The organism is Nocardiopsis sp. CNT312 (assembly GCF_000515115.1).
In the GTDB taxonomy this organism is placed as follows: Bacteria; Actinomycetota; Actinomycetes; order Streptosporangiales; family Streptosporangiaceae; genus Nocardiopsis.
In genome coordinates, this window is record NZ_AZXF01000005.1 from 281,173 (window position 1) to 304,624 (window position 23,452).

The following is a 23,452-nucleotide window of genomic DNA, read 5'->3' on the forward strand; positions in this document are numbered from 1 at the left end:
CGGCGCCGGGTCGGCGACCCGGCGGCCAGCACGAGGGCCGCGCCGAGCACCGCCACCGCGGGGTTGGCGAACAGGGCGTGCTCCTGGAAGAGGCCCGTGTTCGGCACGACGAAGCGGTTGAAAGAGTTGAGGACGATCCCGGGGAACGGCTGGTGCCACAGGTGGTCGATGGTGCCGCCGACCCCGATGAGGAAGACGAGTACCCCAGTGCCCTCGATGATTTTCCGCGCGCCCCGAAGCCCATCACCGGCGGCGTTCCCGCCGCGGCGGACCGGTCCACCCCCGCCCCCGCGCGAGCACCGGTCCGCCGCCCGTCCGGGCGACCAAAGTATCGACCAGTGCGACCTCGGATCGAAAGCCGCCGCGCTCGGTGCCGCACCACGCGGACGAACCGTAGACTCCGGGGCGATGGACACTTCCACGGTCTCCGGAGGACGATGGCGGCGCAGCGCGCGCGACTGGGTCGTGGATCTGGCCATGTTCCTGCTCGCCGTCGGGTTCGGTCTGGTGGAGGCCCTGGACCTGAGCGGACCGCGGCACGCGGTGCAGGCACCCGAGACCGGACCTGAACCGCCCGTGTGGCTGTCCGCCACCGAACAGCTCGTCGCCCTCGCGGGCTGCACGGCGCTGTGGTGGCGGCGCCGGTGGCCGGTGGAACTGGCCGTCGTCCTGGTGCTGCTCTCCGCCCTCTCCTCGCTCGTGGCCGGGGCGATGCTCATCGCCCTCTTCTCCGTGGCGGTCCACCGCCCCCCGAAGGTCAGCCTGACCGTCTTCGCGCTGTCCGTACCGGCGGCCTACGTCAACGTGGTGATCTGGCCGGACCCCGTGGTCTCCATGCTGGTCTTCCTCATCATGGGGGTGACCCTCCAGGCCGCCGCCACCTGCTGGGGGCTGACCGTCCACCACCGGCGGCGGCTCGTGGAGTCGCTGCGCGACCGCGCCGTGCACGCCGAGACCGAGGCCCGGCTCCGGGCGGAGCGGGCCCAGCACCAGGTACGGGAGTCGATCGCCCGGGAGATCCACGACGTGCTGGGCCACCGGCTGTCCATGCTCAGCGTCCACGCGGGCGCCCTGGAGTACCGGCCGGACGCCTCCCCCGAGGAGGTCGCCCGCTCGGCCGGGGTGATCCGCGAGAGCGCGCACCAGGCCCTCCAGGACCTGCGGGAGGTCATCGGGGTGCTGCGCGCCCCCGTGGGCGAACTCCCCCAGCCCACCATCGCCGACCTGCCCCAGCTCGTGGCGGAGGTGGACGACGTCGCGGGACGGGTCGAACTCGTGCGCGAGTACACGGGAACGGTGCCCGAGCGGGTGGGCCGCACCGTCTACCGGGCCGTGCAGGAGGCCCTGACCAACGTCCGCAAGCACGCGCCGGGGGCCGATACCCGGGTCCGGGTCGCGGGTGGCCCCGGGGAAGGGCTGACACTGGAGGTGCGCAACGGCCCCGCGGCCTCCCCCGGCACGCCCGCGGCGGTCACGGGGACCGGCCAGGGGCTGGTCGGGTTGGCCGAACGGGTGTCGCTGGCCACGGGGCGCCTGGAGCACGGCCCCACCGACACCGGTGGCTGGTATCTGTCCGTGTGGCTACCGTGGCCCCCATGAACGAGACGCGAGCGGGAGCCCCGGAGATCGGCGTGATCCTCGTCGATGACGACGCGCTGGTGCGTGTGGGGCTGGTGATGATGATGGGCGGCGCCCCCGACATCACGGTCCTCGCCGAGGCCGAGGACGGCGGCGCGGTGCTCGGCCTGGTCGGCCGGTACTCCCCCGACGTGGTGCTGATGGACATCCGCATGCCGACAGTGGACGGCCTGACCGCCACCAAGCGGCTGCGCGCCCTGCCCGACCCGCCGGAGGTGCTCGTACTCACCACCTTCGACGCCGACGAGCACGTCCTGCGCGCCCTGCGCGCGGGCGCCGCCGGGTTCCTGCTCAAGGACACCCCGCCGGCGCAGATCGTGGAGTCGGTCCGCCAGGTGGCCCGCGGGCTACCGGTCCTCTCCCCCGAGGTGACGCGCCGCCTGATCGACCGGGTGGCCGCCGACGACCACGGTGAGCGCACCGCGCGGGCCCGGGAGCGGCTGTCGGCGCTCAACGCCCGCGAACGGGACGTGGCGGTGGCCGTGGGCGAGGGCCGGTCCAACGCCGACATCGCCGCCCGCCTGTTCCTGAGCGTGCCCACGGTCAAGACACACGTGTCCAGCATCCTCACCAAACTCGACCTGAACAACCGGGTCCAGATCGCCCTGCTCGTACACGACGCCCGGCTGCTGTAGGGGGCGGGGAATCCGCTGCGGGAGGGACGGCCCTCCCGCAGCGGCCGGGTCAGGAGGCGGGTTCGAAGGTCCGCGCCATCCGGTCGATCAGCGCGTGGTTGGCCCCCGGGTCGTCCGGGGTCACCAGGAAGAGCGCGTAGCCCTTGGTCTCGGTGTGGAATCCGCGATTGATGGCGTGCATCTCCCGGCCTCCGCTGGTGAAGGTGAACTCCCAGTCGGCGGCGGTGAGGTAGCCGTCGGCCCAGCCGCCCTGGACCTCCTCGATGCCGATGAGCTCGTACCCGCTGCCGAAACTCCCGCGCGCCTGCGGCTCGTAGTCGCGCCAGTCGGCAGCGGCGTCGGGCCCCGGGTCGTCGCCCTGGTCGACGAGCAGGTAGGCACCGTCCGGGCCCCGGAAGTACACCATGTGCCCGTCGCGCTCCTCCGTCCAGTTCTCGGGGACGTCGACGGCGAACCCGCTGGGGTCCTCGTGACGGACGAGGAAGTCCCACTCGTCCGCCTCCTCCGAGGACGGCGGCGTATCGGCGGCGGTCTCCTCCGGGGGCGGCGCGTCCGAGGCAGACCCCGTCGCGGGGGACTGCGAACCTTCGCCGGAGCCCTCCACGAGGTCGGCGGAGGCCCCGCCGCCGAGCCGGTTCGCGCTGACCAGGTAGACCGTCGTCGCGGTGGCGGCGAGGACCACGAGCACGGCCGCGGCGACCAGCAGTCTGCGGACCGCGTTGCCCGGAGCGGGCTCCTCGCCCCGGTCCGACCAGGGCACCACGGGGGTCCCGTCCGCTTCGGACGCGGCCCCGGCTCCCGACCCGGCCACGGCCGTCGCGGGTTCGGGTTCCGGAGGCGCCGACGCGGCGGACGTCTCCGACGTCGTGTCGTGCGCGGCGGTCTCGGGCTCCTCGGGAGCCCCGAACACCTCTGTGGCGGGGACCGGGTCGGGAGCCGGGGCCAAAACCACGGCGGCCGACGCGTCGGCGTCGCGGAGCCCGCGCAGGCGGGTGCGCACCTCAGCGATCGAGGGGCGGTTCTCCGCCCGCTTCTCGCACAACCCTTCCAGGATCGGGCGGAGCGCCCCCGCGTGGACCGATGCGGGCAGGTCCTGGGTCACGATCGCCGTCAGCGTCCCCATGGGGGTGGGCCGGTCGAACGGAAGGGAGCCCTCCACCGACTGGTAGAGGGTGACGCCCAGGGCCCACGCGTCCGAGGCCGCGGTGGCCGGGTACCCCTCGGCGACCTCCGGTGCCAGGTAGCGGGGCGACCCGATGAGCAGGCCGGTGCTGGTCAGATGGGTGGAGCCGTCGACATGGGCGATACCGAAGTCGGTGACCACCGCGCGGTCGTTCCCGGCGATGAGCACGTTGCCGGGTTTGATGTCGCGGTGCACGATGCCCCGGCCGTGCGCCTCGGACAGGCCCGCGCACATCTGCTCGCCGATGTCGGCGGTCCTGCGCACGGAGAGGCGCTCCTCCTGACGGACGAGGTCGCCCAGGGAGGGGCCGCGCACCAGCTCCATGACGATCCACGGGCGGCCGTCCACCTCCACGACGTCGAACACCGTGATGATGGAGGGGTGGCTCAACTGTGCGGCGCTGCGCGCTTCCCGGAGCATCCGGGTCCTGAGCACCTCGACCTCGCGTTCGGGGAGGTTGGGCGGCGTGGTCAGTTCCTTGACGGCGACGGGGCGGTCCAGGAGGAGGTCGGTCCCCCGCCACACCCGGCCCATGCCGCCCGCACCGATGACTTCGTCCAAGCGGTACCGGCCGACCAGTTCACGGCCGGTTTCGGTTTCGGGGCTTCTCATCTCTGATGCGGTTTCCTCTGAGGGGGGAAGGGGGCGGGGACGCGGGGCCGCTCATGAGTGTAGGGAATCGGGGCGTCCCATGGCACGCCCAGGATCGGCACCGGAGGCGGCCTGATACCGGACACCACGCCCATGATTTGGGGAGACCCGCCGAAAACAGCAGAGAACATCCCCTTCGCAGAGATGTCCCCCGGGCGTGTCGCCCCGACGTGCCCCCGCGCTCCCTCAGGAACCGCGCAGCAGCCTCACCAGGAAGTCGGACAGGCTCGACAGGACAGACGAGGGACGGCCTCCCTCGGACGGCAACGGGGCCTTGGTCTCCTCCGGTGAACGGCGGCTCGTCGGCGTGAACCGAACCGGAAGGTCGACAAAGACGGAGGCCAGGTTGGTGACGTACCAGCGCAGTTCCTGTGGAGGAACGGCCAGACCCAGGTCGGGCAGCCGCTCGAACAGCGTGCGCAGCGCGACGATCGTGATGACGGTGGCCTCGTCGCGGGCCGGGCAGCGGTGCGGTCCGGCCCCCCAGGCGAGGTGGGCGCGGTTGGGGGCCTCCTCCAACCGCTCGGCGTTCTCCAAACGGTAGAAGTGGTTCGCGGCCGCCAGGCCCAGGAGGATCGGCGTCCCGGCATCGATCACGCGCCCCCCGCCGACCGGGATGTCCACACGCGGGTAGACGGCCGGGAAGTTCGTGATCGGCGGCGACTCCCACAGAACCCGGTCGACGAGCTCGGCGAGAGCGGTCCGGGACGGTGCCCGCCCCGGTGAGAGGGCCGAACCGGTGAGAGCAGCACGGACGGAGGCGCAGGTGAGCGCGAGGACGGTCTCGACCCCCCACGCCATCATGAGGCGCATCTGCTGGATCACCTCCTCGTCGGTCAGCGCGGACCGGTGCCCGATCAGCCGGGACGTGAGGTCCTCACCCGGGTTCGCGTGCTTGGCGGCGACCACTTCCGACAGGGCCCGTTCGGCCTCGGCGTTGGCGCGTTCGGCGTCCACACCCACCACGACCTTGCGCATGGCCCCGGCGAACCGCAGACCCTGGTCCTCATCGAAACCGAAGAGCTCGTTCAGGACCAGGATCGGCAGGAGCCGCGCGTACTGGTCGACCAGGTCCACCGTGCCCTGTTCACAGAAGCGGTCGATCAGCCCTCCTGCGTAGCGCTCGGTGATCTCGCTCAGGTACGTCTCCCGGACGGCCCCGAGGCTGTCCGAGAGCGCCCGCCGGTAGCGTTGGTGCTCGACACCGTCGACGTACAGGGCGTTGGGCCGCGGGGCCATCATCTGAAGGAGCGAAAAGTCCGGGGCGACCCGGCCCTCACGGAAGTCCTTCCAGTTCCGGGGGTCGTAGGAGAAGTTCGACGTGTCCCGCGACCACGCGACCAGGGTCTGGTAGTCGGTGACGATCCACGCGTTCACCCCCGGTTCGAGCTCGATCGGGATCAGCGGACCGTACTCGGCCCTCAGCTTCTCGTACACGGCGTACGGGTCGGGGTGGGGCTCGCTCTGCTGGAACGTGGCGAAGGGGCATCCGGACGTCACGGGAACCTCGGCTCGGGGTGGGGGTCATCGGGGCCGGCCGGACCCCGGCGGGGACCGGCCCCTCCGTATCCGGCACATGTACACCGTGTGGGTCGCACTCGAACATTGCGGCAGGGCACACACACTAGCGTTTCAGCTCGTCTAGTACGAGGCTTCGGGCCGCACACGCGAGCACATTCACGAACGCCGGAGCAGCCTGCCCAGGAAACGGGCCAGGGGGCCCGACGGCAGCCGTTTGAGGAGGACGCTCCCGTCGCCAACGGTCGACGGCGCATCGGACGAGGAGGCGTCGGGCTCCCGGTCGGGCCGTACCGCCGGTTCCCGCGCGGTGAACCGGACCGCAAGGCCCGTGGGCAGGCAGAACACGTGGGTCATGAGCCATCGCAGGTCCTCGGGCCGGGAGGCCAGGGCCAAGTCGGGCAGCCGGTCCAACACCGTGCGCACGGCGACGGTGGCGATGACCAGCGCCTGGTCGCGGGCCGGGCACCGGTGCGGACCCACCCCCCAGGCCAGATGGGCTCGGCTGGGCGCCTCCTCCAGCAGTGCGGCGTTCTCCAGGCGGTAGAAGTGGTTGGCCGCGGCGAAGCCCAACAGGATCGGTGTCCCCGCCTCGATCGTCCTGCCACCGCCGAGCGGCACCTCCGTGCGCGGATAGAGGGCGGGGTAGTTGGTGATCGGCGGCGCCTCCCACAGGACCCGGTCGAGGAGCTCACCGAGGACGGCGTCGGAGAGGGCGCGCCCCGTGTGGGACGGGGAGTCGCTGAGAAGCAGCCGTGTGGAGCTGAAGATCAGGTCGGTGGTCGTGTGGAGGGCGATGGTGATGACGACGCGGAGTTGCAGGATCACCTCCTCGTCCGTGAGCGCCGACCGGTGCTGGAGCAGCCGCGAGATGAGGTCGTCGCCGGGCTCGACCCGCTTGGCCGCGATCGCCTCGGACAGGGCCCGGTCGGACTCCTCCACGGACCGCGTGAGGTCGCCGCCGGTCCACAGGTCGTTGATGGCCTGCCCGAAGCGCAGTCCCTGGTCCTCGGTGAGCCCGAAGAGCTCGTTGACCACCAGGAGCGGCAGCAGTCGCGCGTACTCGAAGTACAGGTCGGCGCTGCCGCGCTCACAGAAGGTGTCGATGAGGCCGTCGGCGTAGCGCCGGGTCGCGGCACGCACGTCCCCCTCCTGGACCGCGTCCAGTGCGTCGGCGATCGCCCCCCGGTAGCGCTGGTGCTCGGCGCCGTCGGTGAACAGCGCACTGGGCCGCGGTGCCATCAGCACCGCGAGCCGGGAGTCCGGAGCGATTCGCCCCTCGCGGAAGTCCTCCCAGGTGCGGGGGTCGTGGGTGAAGGTCACGGTGTCCCGGGACCAGGAGATGATCAGCTCGTAGTCGGTGAGGATCCACGCCCTGACACCGGGTTCCAGTTCGATGGGGATGACCGCGCCGTACTCGTCCCTGAGGCCCGCGTACACAGCGTAGGGGTCGGGGTGCGGTTCGCTCTGCTGGAATGTGCCGAAGGGGCAGGATGTCACGGGGCCTCGTACTGGGTGTCGTCGACGCGCGCGGCCACCCTAACGTGAGGTGACGGGCGAAAGTGGGACCCCCGCGCCCCGGGCGGGTACGCCCGGGGCGCGGAGACGGTGTTCAGCGGGTCCCGGGCGTACCGTCGGCGGGATCGGTCAGCGGCCGGAACCGGCGCAGGCGCTGGCTGTTGCCGACCACGAACAGGCTCGACGCGGCCATGGCCGCCCCCGCGAGCATCGGGTTGAGCAGGCCCAGCGCCGCCAGCGGCAGTGCCGCGGTGTTGTAGGCGAAGGCCCAGAACAAGTTCCCCTTGATGGTGGACAGGGTCCTGCGCGAGAGCCGTACCGCGTCCGCCGCCGCACGCAGGTCTCCGCGGACCAGGGTGAGGTCCCCCGCCTCGATCGCGGCGTCCGTACCCGTCCCCATGGACAGGCCCAGGTCGGCCTGGGCGAGCGCCGCCGCGTCGTTGACGCCGTCGCCGACCATGGCTACGACGCGCCCCTGGGCCTGCAACCGCTTGACGGCGTCGACCTTGCCGCTCGGCAGGACCCCGGCGATCACCTCGTCGATCCCGACCTCGTCGGCCACCGCCCGGGCGACGGTGGCGTTGTCACCGGTGAGCAGAATGGGGGTGAGCCCCAGGTCGCGGAATCGGCGGACCGCCTCGGCGCTGGTGGGCTTGGGACGGTCGGCCACCGCCAGCACACCGCGGGCCCGGCCGTCCCAGCCGATTGCCACGGCTGTGCGGCCCTCGGACTCGGCGGCGGCGACCGCCGCCGCCAGTTCCTTGGGCAGCGCGCACGACCATTCCCCCTCCAGCAGGGCGGGTCGGCCCGCCACGGCGGTGTGCCCGTCCACGGTGCCCCGGACGCCGAGGCCCTCGATCCCAGCGAAATCGGTGACGGCGGGCAGCGTGCCGACACGGTCGGCCGCGCCCCGGGCGACGGCGCGGGCCACGGGGTGCTCTGAGGCGTGCTCCAGTGCTCCGGCGATCCGCAGGAGCGTGTCCCGGTCCTCCCCGTCCGCGGGAACGGCGTCCACGAGCGCCATGTGCCCGGTCGTGACGGTGCCGGTCTTGTCCAGGACGACGGTGTCGACGCGGCGCGTGTCCTCCAGGACCTCGGGTCCCTTGATGAGGATGCCGAGCCGAGCACCCCTGCCGGTGCCGACCATGAGTGCCATCGGGGTGGCCAGGCCGAGCGCGCACGGGCAGGCGATGATGAGCACGGCGACGGCGGTGGTGAACGCGGTGGCGGCGGGTGCGCCGGTGGCGAGCCAGAGTCCGAGTGTGGCGACGGCGAGCACGATCACGGCCGGGACGAAGACGCCGGAGACCCGGTCGGCGAGCCGCTGTGCGGCGGCCTTGCCGTTCTGTGCCTCCTCCACCAGGCGCGCCATCTGTGCCAGGCGGGTTTCGGAGCCCACCCGCTCCGCACGGACGACGAGGCGTCCCCCCGCGTTGACGGTGGCACCGACGACAGCCGATCCGGGGGCGACCTCCACCGGGACGGACTCGCCGGTGAGCATGCTCATGTCGACCGCGGAGGTGCCCTCCTCGACGGTGCCGTCGGTGGCGATCTTCTCGCCGGGGCGGACCACGAAGCGGTCGCCGACGACCAGGCGGTCCGCCGGGACGGACTCCTCCCGGGCGTCGGCGCCCGCGCCCCTCAGGACGAACACCTGCTTGGCTCCGAGCTCGAGGAGGGCGCGCAGCGCGGCCCCGGCACGGCGCTTGGAGCGGGCCTCGACGTACTTGCCGACGAGGAGGAAGGAGGTGACGCCCGCGGCGACCTCCAGGTAGATGTCACCAGAGCCGTCGGTACGGGCGATCGTTAACGTGAAGGCGTGCGTCATGCCCGGGTCGCCGGCCGTGCCGAGGAAGAGGGCGTACAGCGACCACGAATAGGCGGTGCCCACCCCAAGCGAGACCAGTGTGTCCATGGTGGCCGCGCCCAGGCGCAGGTTCTTCCACGCCGAACGGTGGAAGGGCAGCGCACCCCAGACGGCGACGGGCGAGGCCAGGGCCAGGGAGGCCCACTGCCAGTGGGTGAACTGGAGGGCGGGGACCATGGCGAGGGCGATGACGGGGACGGACAGCGCGAGGCAGACCAGCATCCGGTCACGCAGGTCCCGTGTGGGGTCGTCCTCCTCCGGTTCCGCACTGCCGGGTTCCGGTCGCGGCGGCGCGGCCGTGTATCCGGCCTTCTCCACCTGGGCGACGAGTTCCCCGACCGGGACGGGGGCACCCTCGAAGGACACGTGCGCCCGCTCCGTCGCGAAGTTGACGCTGGCGCTGACGCCCTCGATCCGGTTGAGCCGCTTCTCGATCCGGTTGGCGCACGCGGCGCAGGTCATGCCTCCGATGGCCAGTTCGACCGACGCGGTGCCAGCGTCTCTCGTCCGGGTCCTGCTCGTGTTCATGTCACGCTCCAGCGCGGTGGTCCGTGTCACCGGGGGCGGCCGTGTCAGCCGCGCACCCCGTATCCGGCCTCGTCGATGGCGGAGCGGACGGAGTCCGCGTCCACGGGTCCATCACCGGTGACGGTCACCCTGCCGGTCTCCAGGTCGACCTCGACCCCGGTGACCCCGGGGACCGCGGTCACCTCCTCGGTGACGGCGCCGACACAGTGTCCGCAGCTCATGCCCTCGACGTTGTAGACAGCGGTGGTCGTGGCAGCCATGTCGCCTCCTGAGTGCGTGTGCTTCGCAGCGGCCCCTTGGGGACCGCTCCTACCTCCTCAACCATACCCCCTATGGGTATATTCCGCGGGGCCGCCCCCCAGGACCGGGAGGGCATCATGAACAGCGTGGAGGGCGGTCCCGCACGGGACCGCCCTCACCCTCCTGTTCTGCGCGCCCCTCCAGGCGCGGAGCTCATGCCGCCTTCAGTTCCAGCCGAGCCACCCATCGCTCACTCGCGTGGTGCGGGGCGAGGGAGAACCCGGCCCTGCGAAACATCTCGACGGTGCCCGTGGAGACCTCCGCGCTGGGTGCCCGGCCGCCCGCGGTGTCGACGGGATAGGCCTCCAGTATCCGGGCGCCGTTGGCCCTGGCGTACTCGACGGCCCCGTCCAACAGTCGGGTCCCGAGGCCCCGGCGTCGGCGGCGCGGCGGCAGCCAGAAGCACACGAGCGCCCACACCCCGGGTTCGCCGGGGTCGGCGGGGCGCAGGGCGCGCGACCGCGACAGCCGGATGTAGTCCTCCCTCGGGGCCACCGAGACCCAGCCGCAGGGCCCGTCGGGGTCGTAGGCGATCAGGCCGGGAACGCGCCCCTCCAGGGTCAGGCGCCGCAGCTCCAGCCGGTTGTCCAGGCCCCGCCGCGAGCGCTCGCACGAGGTGCTCGCCGTGTGGTCCTTCGCCCGCCTGCGGAAGAACGTGCACCAGCAGTGTCCATGGGCGCCGGTCGGTCCGAACAGGGTCTCCAGCTCCTCCCACCGCTCTGCGGTGGCGGGTTCGACTGAGACGAGGGACATCGGGCTCCTTCGGCGATCACGGTCCGCCACTGTGATGTAGAACACTATCGTGTCGAGCCTGCGACCGAAAGAAGCGGGATGCCGTAAAACACGGGCTTTTCGAGCCGTCGATCCGTCCCGGCACACCGTTGAACGGAGGGGCCGCTCGGGGCGGGGCCGGCCCCGCCCCGAGCGGCCGGGCGGTCAGGACGGGACACCGGCGGGGGCCCCGGTCCGGGCCTCCTCCTCCGATTCCCAGCACTCGACCCCGCGCAGACCGGGGATGCGGTCGCGGGTGAAGACCGGGTCGCGCCCCTCCTTGCGCTGCCGGTTGTAGTCCTTGAGCAGGCGGAAGGCGATCACCGCCAGGGGTGCGACCGCCACCAGGTTGACCAGGGCCATCAGGCCCATCGTGGTGTCGGCCAGCGTCCAGATGAGGTCGACCGAACCGAGCGCGCCCAGGAAGGTCGCCGCCAGGAACACGATCTTGTAGCCGAAGCGCACACGCCTGCTGTCCGTCATGTAGGCGATATTGGACTCGCCGTAGTAGTAGTTGCCGAGTACCGAGGTGAACGCGACCAGCAGGATGATCAGCGTCATCAGGTGCAGTGCCCACGGCCCCAGCGCGGCCATGACCGCCTGCTGGGCCAGGTCTCCCTCCAGTCCGCCGTCGGGCGGCCCCTCGGAGGCCAGCAGGATGGTGAAGGCGGTGACCGTGCACAGGACGAGGGTGTCGAAATACACGCCCAGGGTCTGGACCAGCCCCTGTTTGACCGGGTGCGTGACCGAGGCGCTGGCCGCGGCGATGGGCGCCGAGCCCAGGCCCGCCTCGTTGGAGAACATCCCGCGCCGGATCCCCTGGACGATCACGGTGCCCAGAGCGGCCGCGCCGAACTCCCGGATGCCGAACGCGTGCTCGAAGATCATCACGAACACACCGGGGACGGCCTCGTAGTTCATCGCCATCACGACCAGGCCGATGAGCACGTACAGCGCCGCGAAGGACGGGATGAGGGCCTCCGCGGTGCGCGCGATCCGCCGGACACCGCCGAAGATCACCAGGGCGGTGGCCGCGACGAGTACGGCACCGACACCCGCCGACAGCCCCATGCCCGACCCCAGGCCCAGGGTCTCGGAGGAGTTGCTGACCGCGCCCGCGATGGTGTTGCTCTGCACCGCGTTGAACACCATCGGGAAGGTCAGGATGAGCACGACCGCGAACAGGACGCCCAGCCAGCGCTGCCCCAGGCCGCGCTCCATGTAGTAGGCGGGTCCACCGCGGTACCCGGTACTGCTGCGGGTCTTGTAGAGCTGGGCGAGGGAGGCCTCGACGAAGCTGGCGCCTCCCACCACCAGCGCCATCAGCCACATCCAGAACACCGCACCCGGACCGCCGAGCGCGATGGCGACCGAGACGCCGACGATGTTCCCCGTCCCCACGCGGGCCGCGGCCGAGATCATGAACGCCTGGAGGGAGGAGACGGCCTTCTTGCCGTCCGGCGCCGTCTCAGGCTTGCTCCTGAGCACCCGGAACATTTCGGGCAGCATCCGGAACTGGGCCAGCCCCGAGCCGACAGTGAAGTACAGGCTGGCGACGATGAGGACGCCGATCACGACCCACCACAGGTAGCCGTTGGCCTCGGCGATGACTTCGGTTAACACGGTGGGGGGCTCCTTAGCTCGGGAAAAGACAACGCCCTCTCCCTACCCCCCGAATACCGACAAAAGGAATAAATCGTGCGGAGTTTCACACGAAAGCCACACTCATGTGATTCGAGTGCAATATTGCCGTTACTTTCCGCGACGCCGGGGGCGGCCTCAGCCCTCTTGGACCAGGTCCCCGTAGCCGGGGTTGCGCTTGAGGAAGTCACGCACGAAGGGGCAGACCGGAACCACCCTCAGGTCCCTGGCCCGGATGTCGTCGAGCGACTCCCGCACGAGTGCGCTGGCCACCCCCCGCCCCTCGAAGGCGCGCTCCACCTCCACGTGCGGGAGAGCGAGCACCCCCTCCTCGATCAGGTGGTAGGCGGAGAAGCCCACGACCCGCCCGTCGGCACTCACCTCGTACCTGGACCGTTCCGGTACGTCGACGACGGTCAGTTCCATGTCTCTCCCCCACTCCGGGTGCCCTCGCGCGGGCTCGGCAGGCGTGCTCGGCGAGGGGAAGCCTACTCCCGGACATACGCCGCACACACGGGGACAACGGTCCGGACCCGCACGAGAGTTCCGCCGACCACCTGGTCAGCGTCCGGAGAGATGGGGGTCGGTGACCCCTCCGGGGCAGGCCAGCGCCCCGATGTCCCACCCGGCGGGCTCCGCACCCGCCCGGTAGGCGCTCTCCAGGAACTCCAGGACGGTGGCACGCGGGTCGGGCGCCTTGCGGGCCTGCGCGTAGCGCAGCAGCGCGAGGTGTCCGTGGCCGCTCTCCACCCACTCCGCCGCCGGGGGTACGAGCCCGCGCCCCGTGATCCCCTCCGGTTCGGGGGCCGTGTAGGAGTAGAAGCACGGTTCGGGGACGGTGTCGTCACCGAACCAGAAACCGGAGCTGACGACCTCCCGCGAGTAGGCCTCCCGGACCACCGGACCGGCCGACTCGGGCTGCGGAACCGGATGCGGCGAGAAGCGCGTGACCGCGATGTCGAACGTGTGCCAGAAGTGGTGCACCGGGCTGACCTTGCCGCTGAACCCGGCCGAGAACTCCTCCAGCACCAGGTTGACCTGGCTCAGGATCCGCCAGAACCGGGTGGCGTGCTCGGGGACGTACACGGCGTGCGCGTGGTCCTCCACGAACGGCCGCCCGGAGTCGGGCAGGTCGAAAGGGTGCGCGTGCCGGATGCTCCCGTCGACCCCCAGGCTGTCCAGGGCCGACTGGAGCCGCAGGTAGAACGAGGCGACGCTGTTGCCCTGGAGCGGAAAGGACACCTGGTCGCCCTCCAGGTTCGAGGCCACCAGTAGGTGGCTCACGAAGTCGAAGTCGATGGTGAAGACCGGGTTCCCGTCCACCATCCCCATCGGGCGGGTGGTGATCCCGCGCCCGGTCACGTGGTAGGGCACGTTCCACCAGTGGTTGCGGCGGCGGCTGTGCTGGAGCCGCACCTTGCCCACGATCTGTTCGAATCGGTGCAGCGTCTGCTTGGTCTCGTTCCACTCCTCAAGCGGAAGCGGCGGGAAGAGTTCCATGGCGGCTGCCCTCCTGGATCCTGTGTGTCGGTGCGTGTGTGGTCGAAGGGCGGCGGCACCGTCCGGCCCGGTCACCAGCCCCTCCGGGAAGCCCGCTTCGCCTGGCCCCCGGCGGCCGCGTACCGGACCCGCGTGCGGTAGACGACGTAGGGGCGGAACAGGTACCCGACCGGGGCACTGAAGGCGTGCACCAGCCTGGTGAACGGAAGCAGCGCGAAGAGCGCGAACCCCACGAGGACGTGGAGCTTGTACAGCGGGTCGGCACCGGCCATGGCGGCCGCGTCCGGCCGCAGGATCCAGATCGACCGGAACCAGGGCGAGACGACGCGCCGGTAGTCCTGGGTGTGCCCGCCCGCCAGTTCCAGCCCCGCGAAGAACACCGTCATTCCCAGCCCGGTGACCAGGGCCAGGAGCAGGACCGCGTACATGAGCTTGTCGTTGCGTGTGGTCGCGCTGAAGACGGGTCCGGTGGTACGTCGCCGCCAGATGAGCAGGGCGATCCCCGCGAGCGTGCAGAAGCCGGCCACGCCCCCCAGCACCAGGGCACCCACGCGGTACACCGGGTCGGACACGCCGACCGCGCGTATCCATCCCTCCGGGACCATCAAACCCACCATGTGGCCGACGATGACCAGCAGCAGCCCGAAGTGGAACAGCGGGCTGCCGATCCGCAGGAGCCCGGACTCGTACAGCGCGGAGGAGCGGGTGGTCCAGCCGAACCGGTCGAAGCGGTACCGCCAGACCAGCCCGCCGACACAGACGACGAGGACGACGTAGGGGAGCACCCCCCACAGCAGCAGGTCGAGGGTGGTCAACGCTGCGCCCCCTCTCCGCTCCGTCCACTCACATCGGTCAGGGGCAGCGGTGTACCCGCCCCGTAGGGCTCCAGGCCCACGTCCTCGGCGGGCGGACCCTGGGCTGCCAGGCGCCGGGCACGCTCGCGGTCCCGACCGCTCCCGGGGGGCAGGGTCAGGTGGACGGCGTCCACGACGCGCGCGTAGGGCGTCCCGTGGTCGTGCAGCGCCGCCCTCAGCAGTTCCAGACCGGGGCGCAGGCGCGCGAGCAGCGCTTCGCCCGCACGGGCGTCGCCGCGCGCGGTGAACTCCAGGACCACCGCGAGGTGGTCGGGCAGCTCCCGGGCGGTCAGCTTCCAGCCCGCGGCGGTGTAGACGCCCCCGATCTCGACCAGGGCGTGCCCGCGCCGCCGCGTGGAGCCTTCGGAGTAGTAGGTCATGTGCAGGGAGCGCCGGTGGCGCAGATCGAACACGTCCACGTAGTGCTCGCACAATTCCCGTTCGGCCACGCACGCGGCGTGGTCGCAGAACTCCGCCAGCGCGGCGCGGGCCCCGCCCCGGGGCAGCTCGCCCACCGCTTGCGTGATGCCGGGCAGATGCCCACGCCACACCTGGTCGGGGTATCCGAGCAGCAGGGATGCCGCCTGCCGGACCACCGCCTCGTCACGGCTCCTCATGGTGTCTCCCCCTCCCCCGGTCCGGAGCGGCGCGGCGGGAACAGCCCCTCGGGCCGTCCATTGCCGTCCCAGTTCAGGAGGTTGACCCGGCCGCCCGGGGCGACCCGCCCCCCACTGGACTGGCGCACGCGCAGGGCGTGGAAGGTCTCCACGGACGCGGCGTCGGGGCGACCCGACGCCTCCCCGAACGGGGGCGCGCCGCCCATGCCCCCCATCCCCGGGCCGCCCTCGAAGTCGAGGGAGCAGCCGATCTCGTCGATCGCTCCGGCGTCGGCCTCGTCCACCCCGAAGGCGGTCGGGACGACGTAGCGCTCGTCGTACTTGGCGATGGCCAGAAGCCGGTACATGTCCTCGATCTCGTCACCGGTCATCCCCACCTCCCCGGCGATCGACGCGTCGCACTCCTGGCCGAGGTTGATCCGGCGCATGTGGGAGCGCATGGCCGCGAGCCTGCGCAGCACGCGCCGCACCGGTTCGGGGTCGCCCGCCGAGAACAGCTCCGCCAGGTACTCGACCGGGATGCGCAGCGTGTCGATCGCGCCGAAGAGGTTGCCCGCCTCCTCGCCGTCGTGCCCGGTCGAGGTCAGCGAGTCGACCACCGGGGACAGCGGCGGCACGTACCAGACCATCGGCATCGTCCGGTATTCCGGGTGCAGCGGCAGAGCTACCCGGAAGCGCTTGGCCAGGGCCAGGACCGGAGAGCGTGCCGCGGAGTCGACCCAGCGCCCGGGGATACCGTCCCGCCGCGCCTTGTCACGCACGGCCGGGTCGTTCGGGTCGAGGAGGACGTCGAGCTGCGCCTCGTACAGGTCGGTGTCGTCCTCCACCGACGCGGCCTCGGCGACCCGGTCGGCGTCGTAGAGAACCACGCCCAGGTACCGCAGCCGGCCCACGCACGTCTCCGAGCAGATGGTGGGCATGCCCACCTCCACCCGCGGATAGCAGAACGTGCACTTCTCGGCCTTGCCGGTCTTGTGGTTGAAGTAGATCTTCTTGTACGGGCAGCCGGTGACGCACGTGCGCCAGCCCCGGCAGCGGTCCTGGTCGACGAGGACGATGCCGTCCTCGGCCCGCTTGTACAGGGCGCCACTGGGGCAGGCGGCCACACACGACGGGTTCAGGCAGTGCTCGCAGATCCGCGGCAGGTAGAACATGAAGGTCTCCTCGAAGGAGAAGCGCACCTTCTCCCCCAGGCGCCGCACGATCGGGTCATGGCGGGCCAGTTCCGGACCGCCGCCCAGGTCGTCGTCCCAGTTCGCGCTCCAGGTGACCGCCATGGGTTCGCCGGTGAGCACCGACCTGGGCGTGGCCACCGGGAAGTCCTCGCCCAGCGGGGCGTTGAACAGGGTCTCGTAGTCGTAGGTCCAGGGCTCGTAGTAGTCCTGCATGGAGGGCATCACCGGGTTGGCGAAGATCGTGGCGAGCCGTTTGAGTCTCCCGCCCGCCCGCGGCACCAAACGTCCTCCCGGTTTGCGCACCCAGCCGCCCTTCCACCGATCCTGGTCCTGGTAGGTGCGCGGGTACCCCTGGCCCGGCCGGGTCTCCACGTTGTTGAACCAGGCGTACTCGACCCCGCTGCGGTTGGTCCAGGCCTGCTTGCAGGTGACCGAACACGTGTGGCAGCCGATGCACTTGTCCAGGTTCATCACCATGGCCACCTGTGCCATGACCCGTCCGATCGGCCGCCGCGCCTCGCCGTCGCCCATCAGTAGCGCACCTCCGCCGTCCGCTTGCGCACGACCGTGACCTCGTCGCGCTGGTTTCCGGTCGGTCCGAGGTAGTCGACGGCGTAGCTGAACTGCGCGTACCCGCCGATGAGGTGGGTGGGTTTGACGAGCAGGCGGGTGAGCGAATTGTGGGTGCCTCCCCGGGTTCCGGTGGTCTCGGTGAGGGGCACGTCGATGACACGTTCCTGCGCGTGGTGCATGTAGACCGTCCCGGTGGGCATGCGGTGGGAGACCACCAGCCGGGCGGCGACCACGCCGTTGCGGTTGACCGCCTCCACCCAGTCGTTGTCGCGGGCGCCGATGGCCCCGGCGTCGGCGACGCTCATCCAGAGGGTGGGGCCGCCGCGGGAGAGGGTCTGGAGCAGCAGGTTGTCCTGGTACTCGGAGTGGATCGACCACTTGGAGTGCGGTGTCAGATAGCGCACGACGACCTCGCGCTCCCCCCGCGGACCGATGCGGGGCTCTCCGAACAGGCGGTGGATGTCGAGCGGAGGCCGGTACACGGGCAGGGCCTCCCCGAACTCGTGCATCCAGTCGTGGTCGAGGTAGAAGTGCTGGCGCCCGGTGAGGGTGTGCCAGGGCTTGTCGTGCTCCAGGTTGATGGTGAAGGGCGAGTAACGGCGGTCGGCGGCCGCCTTTCCCGACCACTCCGGGCTGGTGCCCAGGGGGGTGGGACCGCCGCGGGCGTCGTCGAAGACCACCCGGCGCGCGGCGGCGTGGTGGATCAGTTCGTCCATGTCGGTACCGGTCCGCTCGGCCAGGCGCTCGAACCCCTGCGCGGCCAGGCGGCCGTTGCTGGTCCCCGACAGGGCGAGGATCGCCTCACACACCTTGACGTCGGTGTCCAGGGACGGCCGCCCCTCGGCGACTCCGCCGCGCACGGCCCCGTTGCGCCGACGCAGCCACTCCACCTCCTCGTCGGGGGTGAAGGAGACGCCCCTGACCGGCAGCCCCCCGCCCTCCGCGAGCGGGCCGAGCGCCGCCATCTTCTGCGCGACGGCGGAGTAGTCGCGGCGCACCGCGACGATGGCGGGCATGCTCCGGCCGGGGACGGGGCGCTCCCCCTCGGCCTTCCAGTCGAGGGGGACCCCGCGCGGCTGGGCCATCTCCCCGGGAGTGTCGTGCCCGTGGGGCACGGCGACCAGGTCGGTGACCTCGCCCAGCCGGTCGGCTGCCAGGGCGCTGAACGCCCTGGCCAGGCCGTGGAAGGCCTCGAAGTCGGAACGGGTCTCCCACGGCGGGTCGATGGCCGGGTTGAAGGCGTGCACGAAGGGGTGCATGTCCGTGCTGGACAGGTCGTGCTTCTCGTACCAGGTGGCGGCGGGCAGCACGATGTCGGAGAGCAGTGTGGTGCTGGTCATCCGGAAGTCCAGGGACAGCAGCAGGTCGAGTTTGCCCTCGGGGACCTCCTCACGCCAGTCCACCTCGCCCGGCCGGTGCTCGGGGCCGGCGGGTTCGGCGCGCAGGTTCGCGCGGGTGCCCAGCAGGTGCTTGAGGAAGTACTCGTTGCCCTTGGCCGAGGAGCCCAGCAGGTTGGAGCGCCACACGGTGAGTACACGCGGCCAGTTCTCCGGGGCGTCGGGGTCCTCGGCGGCGAAGCGCAGCGTGCCGTCGGCGAGCCGGTCGGCGACGTAGTGCCCGGGGTCCTGTCCGTGCTCCTCGGCCTCACGGCCCAGCAGGATCGGATTGCGGTCGAAGGTGGGGGAGGACGGCATCCACCCCATACGGGCGGAGGCGGCGACCAGGTCGGCCGTATGCTTGCCACGCACCCGGCCCGGGCCGAGCGGGGAGGCCAGGGCATCCGCCCGGTAGGTGTCGTAGCGCCACTGGTCGGTGTGGGTGTACCAGTAGGCGGTCCCGGCCATGAAGCGCGGCGGGCGGGACCAGTCCATCGCCGAGGCGTAGGCCGCCCACCCGGTGGAGGTGCGGCACTTCTCCTGGCCCACGTAGTGCGCCCAGCCGCCGCCGTTGACGCCCTGGCAGCCGGTGAGCAGCAGCAGGGACAGGAACGCGCGGTAGGCGTTCTCCCCGTGGAACCACTGGTTGGTGCCGGCTCCGAGCACGATCATGGCCCGGCCGCCGCTGGCCTCGGCGGTGTCGGCGAACTCGCGCGCGATGCGCGCGGCCCGCCCGGCGGGCACGGAGGTGAGCCGCTCCTGCCACGCGGGGGTGTAGGGGGCGTCGGCGTCGCCGTACCCGGAGGGCCAGTGGCCGGGCAGGTCCGGCCGCCCCACCCCGTACTGGGCGAGGAGGAGGTCGAAGACGGTGGTGACGCGGCGGCCCGCCACACGGCGGACCGGTACGCCCCTGGTCACTGCGGCGCCCGCTCCGGAGGGCGCGTCGAAGCGGGTGAGCGCCACCTCGGCGGTCTCGCCGCCCGGCTCGTACAGGGTCAGTTCGGGGACGCGCCCCTCCAACCGCAGGTTCCACCTGCCGAGCCCCGCCTCGCCCCAGCGGTCTCCGAGGGTTCCGTTGGGCACCGCGGGGGCGTCCTCCCCCTGCGGCCACAGGACCGGCTTCCACTCGGCGTTGGCGGCGGCCGTGTGCTCGGGCAGGTCGGCTGCGGTCAGGAACTTGCCGGGGACCGTCAGGCCGTCGCGCTCCTCCAGCGCCACCAGGAACGGCAGGTCGGTGTAGGAGCGCACGTACTCGGTGAACCGGGCTGTGGGGGCGTCGACGAACCGCTCCTTGAGGATGACGTGCCCCATCGCCATCGCCAGGGCACCGTCCGTGCCGGGGTGGGGGGCAAGCCACTCGTCAGCGAACTTGGTGGCGTCGCTGTAGTCGGGCGAGACCACGACGACCTTCTGCCCCCGGTATCGGGCCTCGGCCATCCAGTGGGCATCGGGGGTGCGGGTGACGGGGACGTTGGAACCCCAGAGCACCAGGTAGGCGGCGTCCCACCAGTCACCGGACTCGGGGACGTCGGTCTGGTCGCCAAACACCTGCGGTGAGGCCACCGGCAGGTCGGCGTACCAGTCGTAGAACGACAGCATGGAGCCGCCGATCAGGTGGACGAAGCGGGCACCCACACCGTGGGAGACCATCGACATGGCGGGGATCGGGGAGAACCCGGCGACACGGTCGGGGCCGTAGGCGCCGATGGTGTGCACGTGGGCGGCGGCGGCGATCTCCAGGGCCTCGTCCCAGGTGATGCGTACCAGGCCGCCCTTGCCGCGGGCGCGCTGGTAGCGGCGGCGCCGCTCGGGGTCGGCGGTGATCTCCGCCCACGCCGCGACCGGATCGCCCAGCCGCTCCCGTGCCTCGCGGTACATCTCCACCAGGACGCCACGCGCATAGGGGAAACGCACCCGGGTCGGAGCATAGGTGTACCAGGAGAACGCGGCTCCGCGCGGACAGCCGCGCGGTTCGTACTCCGGTCGGTCCGGTCCCACGGACGGATAATCGGTCGCCTGTGTCTCCCAGGTGATGATCCCGTCTTTGACATAGACATTCCAAGAACACGACCCGGTGCAATTGACGCCGTGCGTGGAACGGACCACGCGATCGTGGCTCCAGCGGTCCCGGTAGAAGACGTCCCCTTCACTTCCCCCCTGTCTGACCTGTGCCCGGGTTCCGTCAAGGGGCTCGGAGCGCGTCAAGTACGAGCCCATGCGCAAAAGCGCCTCACCCGCACCTCTGCCCCTTTTTTGCGCCACCATTGCACCCCGTTCACCGTTACATGGATCAGCCCGGACGCGCCAAGGTCCAACTCCCACCACATTCCGTTAATGAATATGCCTGAAACGGCACGGATGTCACGTATCCCACTCCGCATCGGGCGACAATCGCCCCGAACCCGCCTTGAGGGGAGACTCCGGCGGAAACAGCGGCACGGCAGCGGACGCCCCTGGCCCGGATAACGGGGACCAACCTCGTCCTGGCCGCAGCGGCATCCTCTCTGACCGGATCGGGCCGGTGAAGACGCGCCTGGCGTCGTTCCTCGGCTCGCCGCGGTGCTGGCCCTGCACCCGCCCGCGGAGTTCCCCGCGGGCACCGCGTCCGCGCTCACCGCCGTCTCGCTGGGCCTGGGCAACGGCGATGGGTTCGCACTCGTGGCCCAGCTGGTGGAGCCGCCCCGGATGGGGACCGTGACCGGCCTGGCCGGCGCGGCGGGCGGCCTCGACGGCTCCTTCACGCCCCTGCTCGCGGATGTGGTCTACCAGGCCACCGGTGCCTACACGCCCGGGTGCGTGCTGCTGGCGCTCATCGCCCTGGCGGTGGGCCCGTACTCCGTGCGCGCCTTCCGGAGCTGACCGCCCAGCCCCTCAGGGGGATCAGCCCTGCCTGACGTCCCGGGCCCGGACCAGTGCGGCCGACCGGTTGCCCACCTTGACCCGCTCCAGCGCGCGCACCCCCTCGGGCAGGTCGACCCGGCGCGTGCGTGCCGTCACCACCACCACAGCGTGGCCGGGCAGGACCCGGCCGAGCGAGGTGAGCAGGCCGCCCACCGGGTCCTCCTCGGGTACACCGCCGGACCAGCGGGTCAGTTCGCCGTAGGGCACGTCGGTGACGACCAGGTCGGAGTCCACCGGCTCCCGCAGTGAGAACACGTCGGCCACCGCGGACTCGTGCGGCAGGTCGCCCCCGGCCGCGGCCAGGCCGGCGGCGAGACCGGCCGCCACCTCGGCCCGCTCGACGAACTCCACCCGGCCGAAGTCGCGCGCCGACCGGCGCAGCTCGGCCTCCCGTTCTGCCAGGCCCGAGGCGGTCAGCAGAGCGAGGTTGCGCCTGGCCAGGTCGACCGCGTCGGCGGCCACGTCCGACACCCGCACGTGGGAGAGCGCGTCGCGGTGGAGCAGCCCCAGCACGGTGGCCAGGTAGCCGCTGCCGCAGCAGGGGTCCCACAGGCGCACGGGGGCCTCGTAGACGTGGGCCAGCGCCCGCTGGAGGAGCTCGCTGGCCAGCCGCACCGGGAACCCGGGGAAACCCGGCGCGGAGCGGAGCACCTGCCCGCTCGCCAGCGCCGAGTGGTCCGCCCGCTCGGTGGCGTACCGATAGCCCAACGTGCCGTCATCCTCCCGCGCCCAGTGCTGTCTCCTACGGCGATGATCTTCCCCGTCCGAGGAATTCCACCCACAACGACAGGAGCCCGGCACCTCGCGGTACCGGGCTCCCTCAGCGGTCCTGACGGGATTTGAACCCGCGGCCTCCACCTTGACAGGGTGGCGAGCACTCCTAACTGCTCCACAGGACCTCGCTTCGTGGACCACTCTAGCGCGACTTCCGGAGTACTTCGTACGGTCGCCCCGTAAAGTGGCGGAGGAGTCCGAAGAACAGCGAGAGGAAGACGGCGTGAGCGAGTCGTCGGCGCCCCTGCCCTCCGGCCCCGATTCCACCCGGATCGACCGCTGGCTGTGGGCCGTGCGCCTCACCAAGACCCGTTCGGACGCGGCACAGGCGTGCCGCGGCGGCCACGTGCGCGTGAACGGGCGCCCGGCCAAGGCCGCCACCACCGTCAGGCCCGGCGACCAGGTGCGCGTCCGGCTGCACGGCACCACCAGGCTCGTCGACGTGAGCCACGTCATCGTCAAGAGGGTCGGGGCGCCCATCGCCGTGCGCTGCTACGTCGACCGCACCCCGACGCCCCCGCCGCAGGCGGAGGCGGGCCCCCTCGTCCGGCGCGACCGGGGCGCGGGGCGCCCCACCAAGCGCGACCGGCGACAACTGGACCGGCTCCGCTCGGAAGGGCCGCCGACGCTCTGAGCGGGATGCCCGGATCCGGTGCCCGGCCAGGACCGCACCGGCGGCCTCGGCCCGGGCCTCGCGGAGGCAGCCGTGGCACGCGCCCGGGAACGCTCTCAGGCACGCCCGGACCATCCGGTGGCGGTCGGCCGGCTCCTCTCCCACAGGGCACCGTCGAGGGACTGCCCGCGCACGAGCAACCGGGCCCCGAGGCGGTGGGAGCGCATCCGTGCGCCGTCCGCGGCGGTCGCGTGGCCCGCAGGCCCGAATCCCGCTCGGACCGACCGCCCGGACCCGCCGCCGGGGGATCAGAGCGAAGCAGCCCCTCGGGTATCGGCACCGATCCCCCGGAGATTCTCGCGACACCGCCGGTCCACCGCGGCAGGACCCCGGTGTGCTACGTTCGCAAGAGTTGCAGTCGTGACCGACCGGCGGGGACCACCTCTTCGGGAGATTACTGCGGTGACGGGGAAATCGTCATCCACGGTTTTCTTCATTCTTCGAACGAGGGGTACGTCTATGGCGACCGGTACGGTCAAGTGGTTCAACAGCGAAAAGGGCTTCGGCTTCATCGAGCAGGACGGCGGCGGCCCGGACGTCTTCGCCCACTACTCGAACATCCAGGCCACCGGCTACCGTGAGCTCGCCGAGGGCCAGGCGGTGCAGTTCGACGCCACGGCCGGGGCCAAGGGCCCCCAGGCCGAGAACATCACCCTGATCTAGGGGAGCCGACGCTCCCGACGCGGTGGTGCCCGCCCTTTGTGCGCCGGGCCCACCGCTTCTCTCCGTCTCCGCCGGGTTTCCAGCCGTCGTTCTTTC

18 protein-coding genes, 1 tRNA gene and 1 pseudogene are annotated in these 23,452 nt (G+C 71.6%); 5 read left to right on the top strand and 15 right to left on the bottom strand.

Annotated elements, in window-relative coordinates; genetic code table 11:
- Nucleotides 1-408: 408 nt before the first annotated feature.
- Together B042_RS0101475 and B042_RS0101480 are read left to right on the top strand one after the other, a co-directional pair.
- Entirely contained in the window at nt 409-1,599 is a 1,191-nt protein-coding gene (locus tag B042_RS0101475; RefSeq protein ID WP_028646733.1) for a sensor histidine kinase, read from the top strand.
- Nucleotides 1,596-2,273, top strand: a complete 678-nt coding sequence (locus B042_RS0101480) for a response regulator transcription factor (protein WP_197024144.1) — start codon at nt 1,596-1,598, stop codon at nt 2,271-2,273. The genes B042_RS0101475 and B042_RS0101480 overlap by 4 nt, the downstream gene beginning before the upstream one ends.
- 49 nt (nt 2,274-2,322) lie before the next feature.
- Here the strand turns inward: B042_RS0101480 and B042_RS0101485 are convergent, their stop codons facing one another.
- The 13 genes from B042_RS0101485 to B042_RS0101545 form a co-directional block, all read right to left on the bottom strand.
- Nucleotides 2,323-4,068, bottom strand: a complete 1,746-nt coding sequence (locus B042_RS0101485; protein WP_028646735.1) for a serine/threonine-protein kinase — start codon at nt 4,066-4,068, stop codon at nt 2,323-2,325.
- 225 nt (nt 4,069-4,293) lie between these two features.
- Nucleotides 4,294-5,544, bottom strand: a complete 1,251-nt coding sequence (locus B042_RS0101490) for a cytochrome P450 (protein ID WP_028646736.1) — start codon at nt 5,542-5,544, stop codon at nt 4,294-4,296.
- A gap of 240 nt (nt 5,545-5,784) precedes the next feature.
- Complete coding sequence (locus B042_RS0101495) at nt 5,785-7,125, bottom strand: hypothetical protein (protein ID WP_028646737.1); 1,341 nt, start codon at nt 7,123-7,125, stop codon at nt 5,785-5,787.
- 112 nt (nt 7,126-7,237) lie between these two features.
- A complete protein-coding gene (locus B042_RS0101500) occupies nt 7,238-9,538 on the bottom strand; it encodes a cation-translocating P-type ATPase (protein WP_036553639.1) in 2,301 nt (766 codons plus the stop codon).
- Between the two features lie 44 nt (nt 9,539-9,582).
- Nucleotides 9,583-9,798, bottom strand: a complete 216-nt coding sequence (locus B042_RS0101505) for a heavy-metal-associated domain-containing protein (protein ID WP_028646739.1) — start codon at nt 9,796-9,798, stop codon at nt 9,583-9,585.
- A gap of 193 nt (nt 9,799-9,991) precedes the next feature.
- Entirely contained in the window at nt 9,992-10,591 is a 600-nt protein-coding gene (locus B042_RS0101510) for a GNAT family N-acetyltransferase (RefSeq protein WP_028646740.1), read from the bottom strand.
- Between the two features lie 183 nt (nt 10,592-10,774).
- Complete coding sequence (locus B042_RS0101515) at nt 10,775-12,232, bottom strand: sodium:alanine symporter family protein (protein ID WP_028646741.1); 1,458 nt, start codon at nt 12,230-12,232, stop codon at nt 10,775-10,777.
- 156 nt (nt 12,233-12,388) lie between these two features.
- Entirely contained in the window at nt 12,389-12,676 is a 288-nt protein-coding gene (locus B042_RS0101520) for a GNAT family N-acetyltransferase (protein WP_028646742.1), read from the bottom strand.
- 135 nt (nt 12,677-12,811) lie between these two features.
- Nucleotides 12,812-13,750 carry a DUF5996 family protein gene (locus B042_RS0101525; protein WP_028646743.1) on the bottom strand — a complete coding sequence of 313 codons (939 nt, stop codon included), beginning with the start codon at nt 13,748-13,750 and terminating at the stop codon, nt 12,812-12,814.
- A gap of 71 nt (nt 13,751-13,821) precedes the next feature.
- Complete coding sequence (gene narI / locus B042_RS0101530; protein WP_028646744.1) at nt 13,822-14,565, bottom strand: respiratory nitrate reductase subunit gamma; 744 nt, start codon at nt 14,563-14,565, stop codon at nt 13,822-13,824.
- Entirely contained in the window at nt 14,562-15,221 is a 660-nt protein-coding gene (narJ, locus tag B042_RS21630; RefSeq protein ID WP_051415391.1) for a nitrate reductase molybdenum cofactor assembly chaperone, read from the bottom strand. Before narJ ends, narI begins: the two co-directional genes overlap by 4 nt.
- The gene (gene narH / locus B042_RS0101540; RefSeq protein WP_036553539.1) at nt 15,218-16,927 is read right to left on the bottom strand and encodes a nitrate reductase subunit beta; all 1,710 of its coding nucleotides are present in this window, start codon (nt 16,925-16,927) and stop codon (nt 15,218-15,220) included. Before narH ends, narJ begins: the two co-directional genes overlap by 4 nt.
- Nucleotides 16,927-20,610, bottom strand: a complete 3,684-nt coding sequence (locus B042_RS0101545; protein ID WP_028646746.1) for a nitrate reductase subunit alpha — start codon at nt 20,608-20,610, stop codon at nt 16,927-16,929. The genes narH and B042_RS0101545 overlap by 1 nt, the downstream gene beginning before the upstream one ends.
- Before the next feature lie 229 nt (nt 20,611-20,839).
- Here B042_RS0101545 and B042_RS0101550 point away from each other — a divergent pair.
- Nucleotides 20,840-21,204 (top strand): annotated as a pseudogene (locus tag B042_RS0101550) (MFS transporter); the annotation flags it as partial.
- 21 nt (nt 21,205-21,225) lie between these two features.
- Here the strand turns inward: B042_RS0101550 and B042_RS0101555 are convergent.
- Together B042_RS0101555 and B042_RS0101560 are read right to left on the bottom strand one after the other, a co-directional pair.
- Nucleotides 21,226-21,954 (bottom strand): rRNA methyltransferase, encoded by a 729-nt coding sequence (locus B042_RS0101555; RefSeq protein WP_028646748.1) that lies wholly within the window; start codon nt 21,952-21,954, stop codon nt 21,226-21,228.
- Between the two features lie 116 nt (nt 21,955-22,070).
- Nucleotides 22,071-22,145 (bottom strand) — tRNA-Asp (locus tag B042_RS0101560).
- 98 nt (nt 22,146-22,243) lie between these two features.
- On the opposite strand from B042_RS0101560, the gene B042_RS0101565 reads away from it, so the two are divergent.
- Both B042_RS0101565 and B042_RS0101570 read left to right on the top strand, forming a co-directional pair.
- Nucleotides 22,244-22,654: an RNA-binding S4 domain-containing protein gene (locus tag B042_RS0101565; protein ID WP_028646749.1), complete on the top strand. Its 411-nt coding sequence runs from the start codon at nt 22,244-22,246 to the stop codon at nt 22,652-22,654.
- A gap of 498 nt (nt 22,655-23,152) precedes the next feature.
- Nucleotides 23,153-23,356 carry a cold-shock protein gene (locus tag B042_RS0101570; protein ID WP_028646750.1) on the top strand — a complete coding sequence of 68 codons (204 nt, stop codon included), beginning with the start codon at nt 23,153-23,155 and terminating at the stop codon, nt 23,354-23,356.
- Nucleotides 23,357-23,452: the final 96 nt, after the last annotated feature.

Bases quoted from the DNA above. Each gene is read 5' to 3' on its own strand.
- B042_RS0101520 (WP_028646742.1), bottom strand. From the start codon at position 12,676: ATGGAACTGACCGTCGTCGACGTACCGGAACGGTCCAGGTACGAGGTG.
- B042_RS0101480 (WP_197024144.1), top strand. From the start codon at position 1,596: ATGAACGAGACGCGAGCGGGAGCCCCGGAGATCGGCGTGATCCTCGTC.
- B042_RS0101545 (WP_028646746.1), bottom strand. From the start codon at position 20,610: ATGGTGGCGCAAAAAAGGGGCAGAGGTGCGGGTGAGGCGCTTTTGCGC.
- B042_RS0101525 (WP_028646743.1), bottom strand. From the start codon at position 13,750: ATGGAACTCTTCCCGCCGCTTCCGCTTGAGGAGTGGAACGAGACCAAG.
- B042_RS0101505 (WP_028646739.1), bottom strand. From the start codon at position 9,798: ATGGCTGCCACGACCACCGCTGTCTACAACGTCGAGGGCATGAGCTGC.
- narH (WP_036553539.1), bottom strand. From the start codon at position 16,927: ATGGGCGACGGCGAGGCGCGGCGGCCGATCGGACGGGTCATGGCACAG.
- B042_RS0101510 (WP_028646740.1), bottom strand. From the start codon at position 10,591: ATGTCCCTCGTCTCAGTCGAACCCGCCACCGCAGAGCGGTGGGAGGAG.
- narJ (WP_051415391.1), bottom strand. From the start codon at position 15,221: ATGAGGAGCCGTGACGAGGCGGTGGTCCGGCAGGCGGCATCCCTGCTG.
- B042_RS0101485 (WP_028646735.1), bottom strand. From the start codon at position 4,068: ATGAGAAGCCCCGAAACCGAAACCGGCCGTGAACTGGTCGGCCGGTAC.
- B042_RS0101500 (WP_036553639.1), bottom strand. From the start codon at position 9,538: ATGAACACGAGCAGGACCCGGACGAGAGACGCTGGCACCGCGTCGGTC.
- B042_RS0101570 (WP_028646750.1), top strand. From the start codon at position 23,153: ATGGCGACCGGTACGGTCAAGTGGTTCAACAGCGAAAAGGGCTTCGGC.
- B042_RS0101475 (WP_028646733.1), top strand. From the start codon at position 409: ATGGACACTTCCACGGTCTCCGGAGGACGATGGCGGCGCAGCGCGCGC.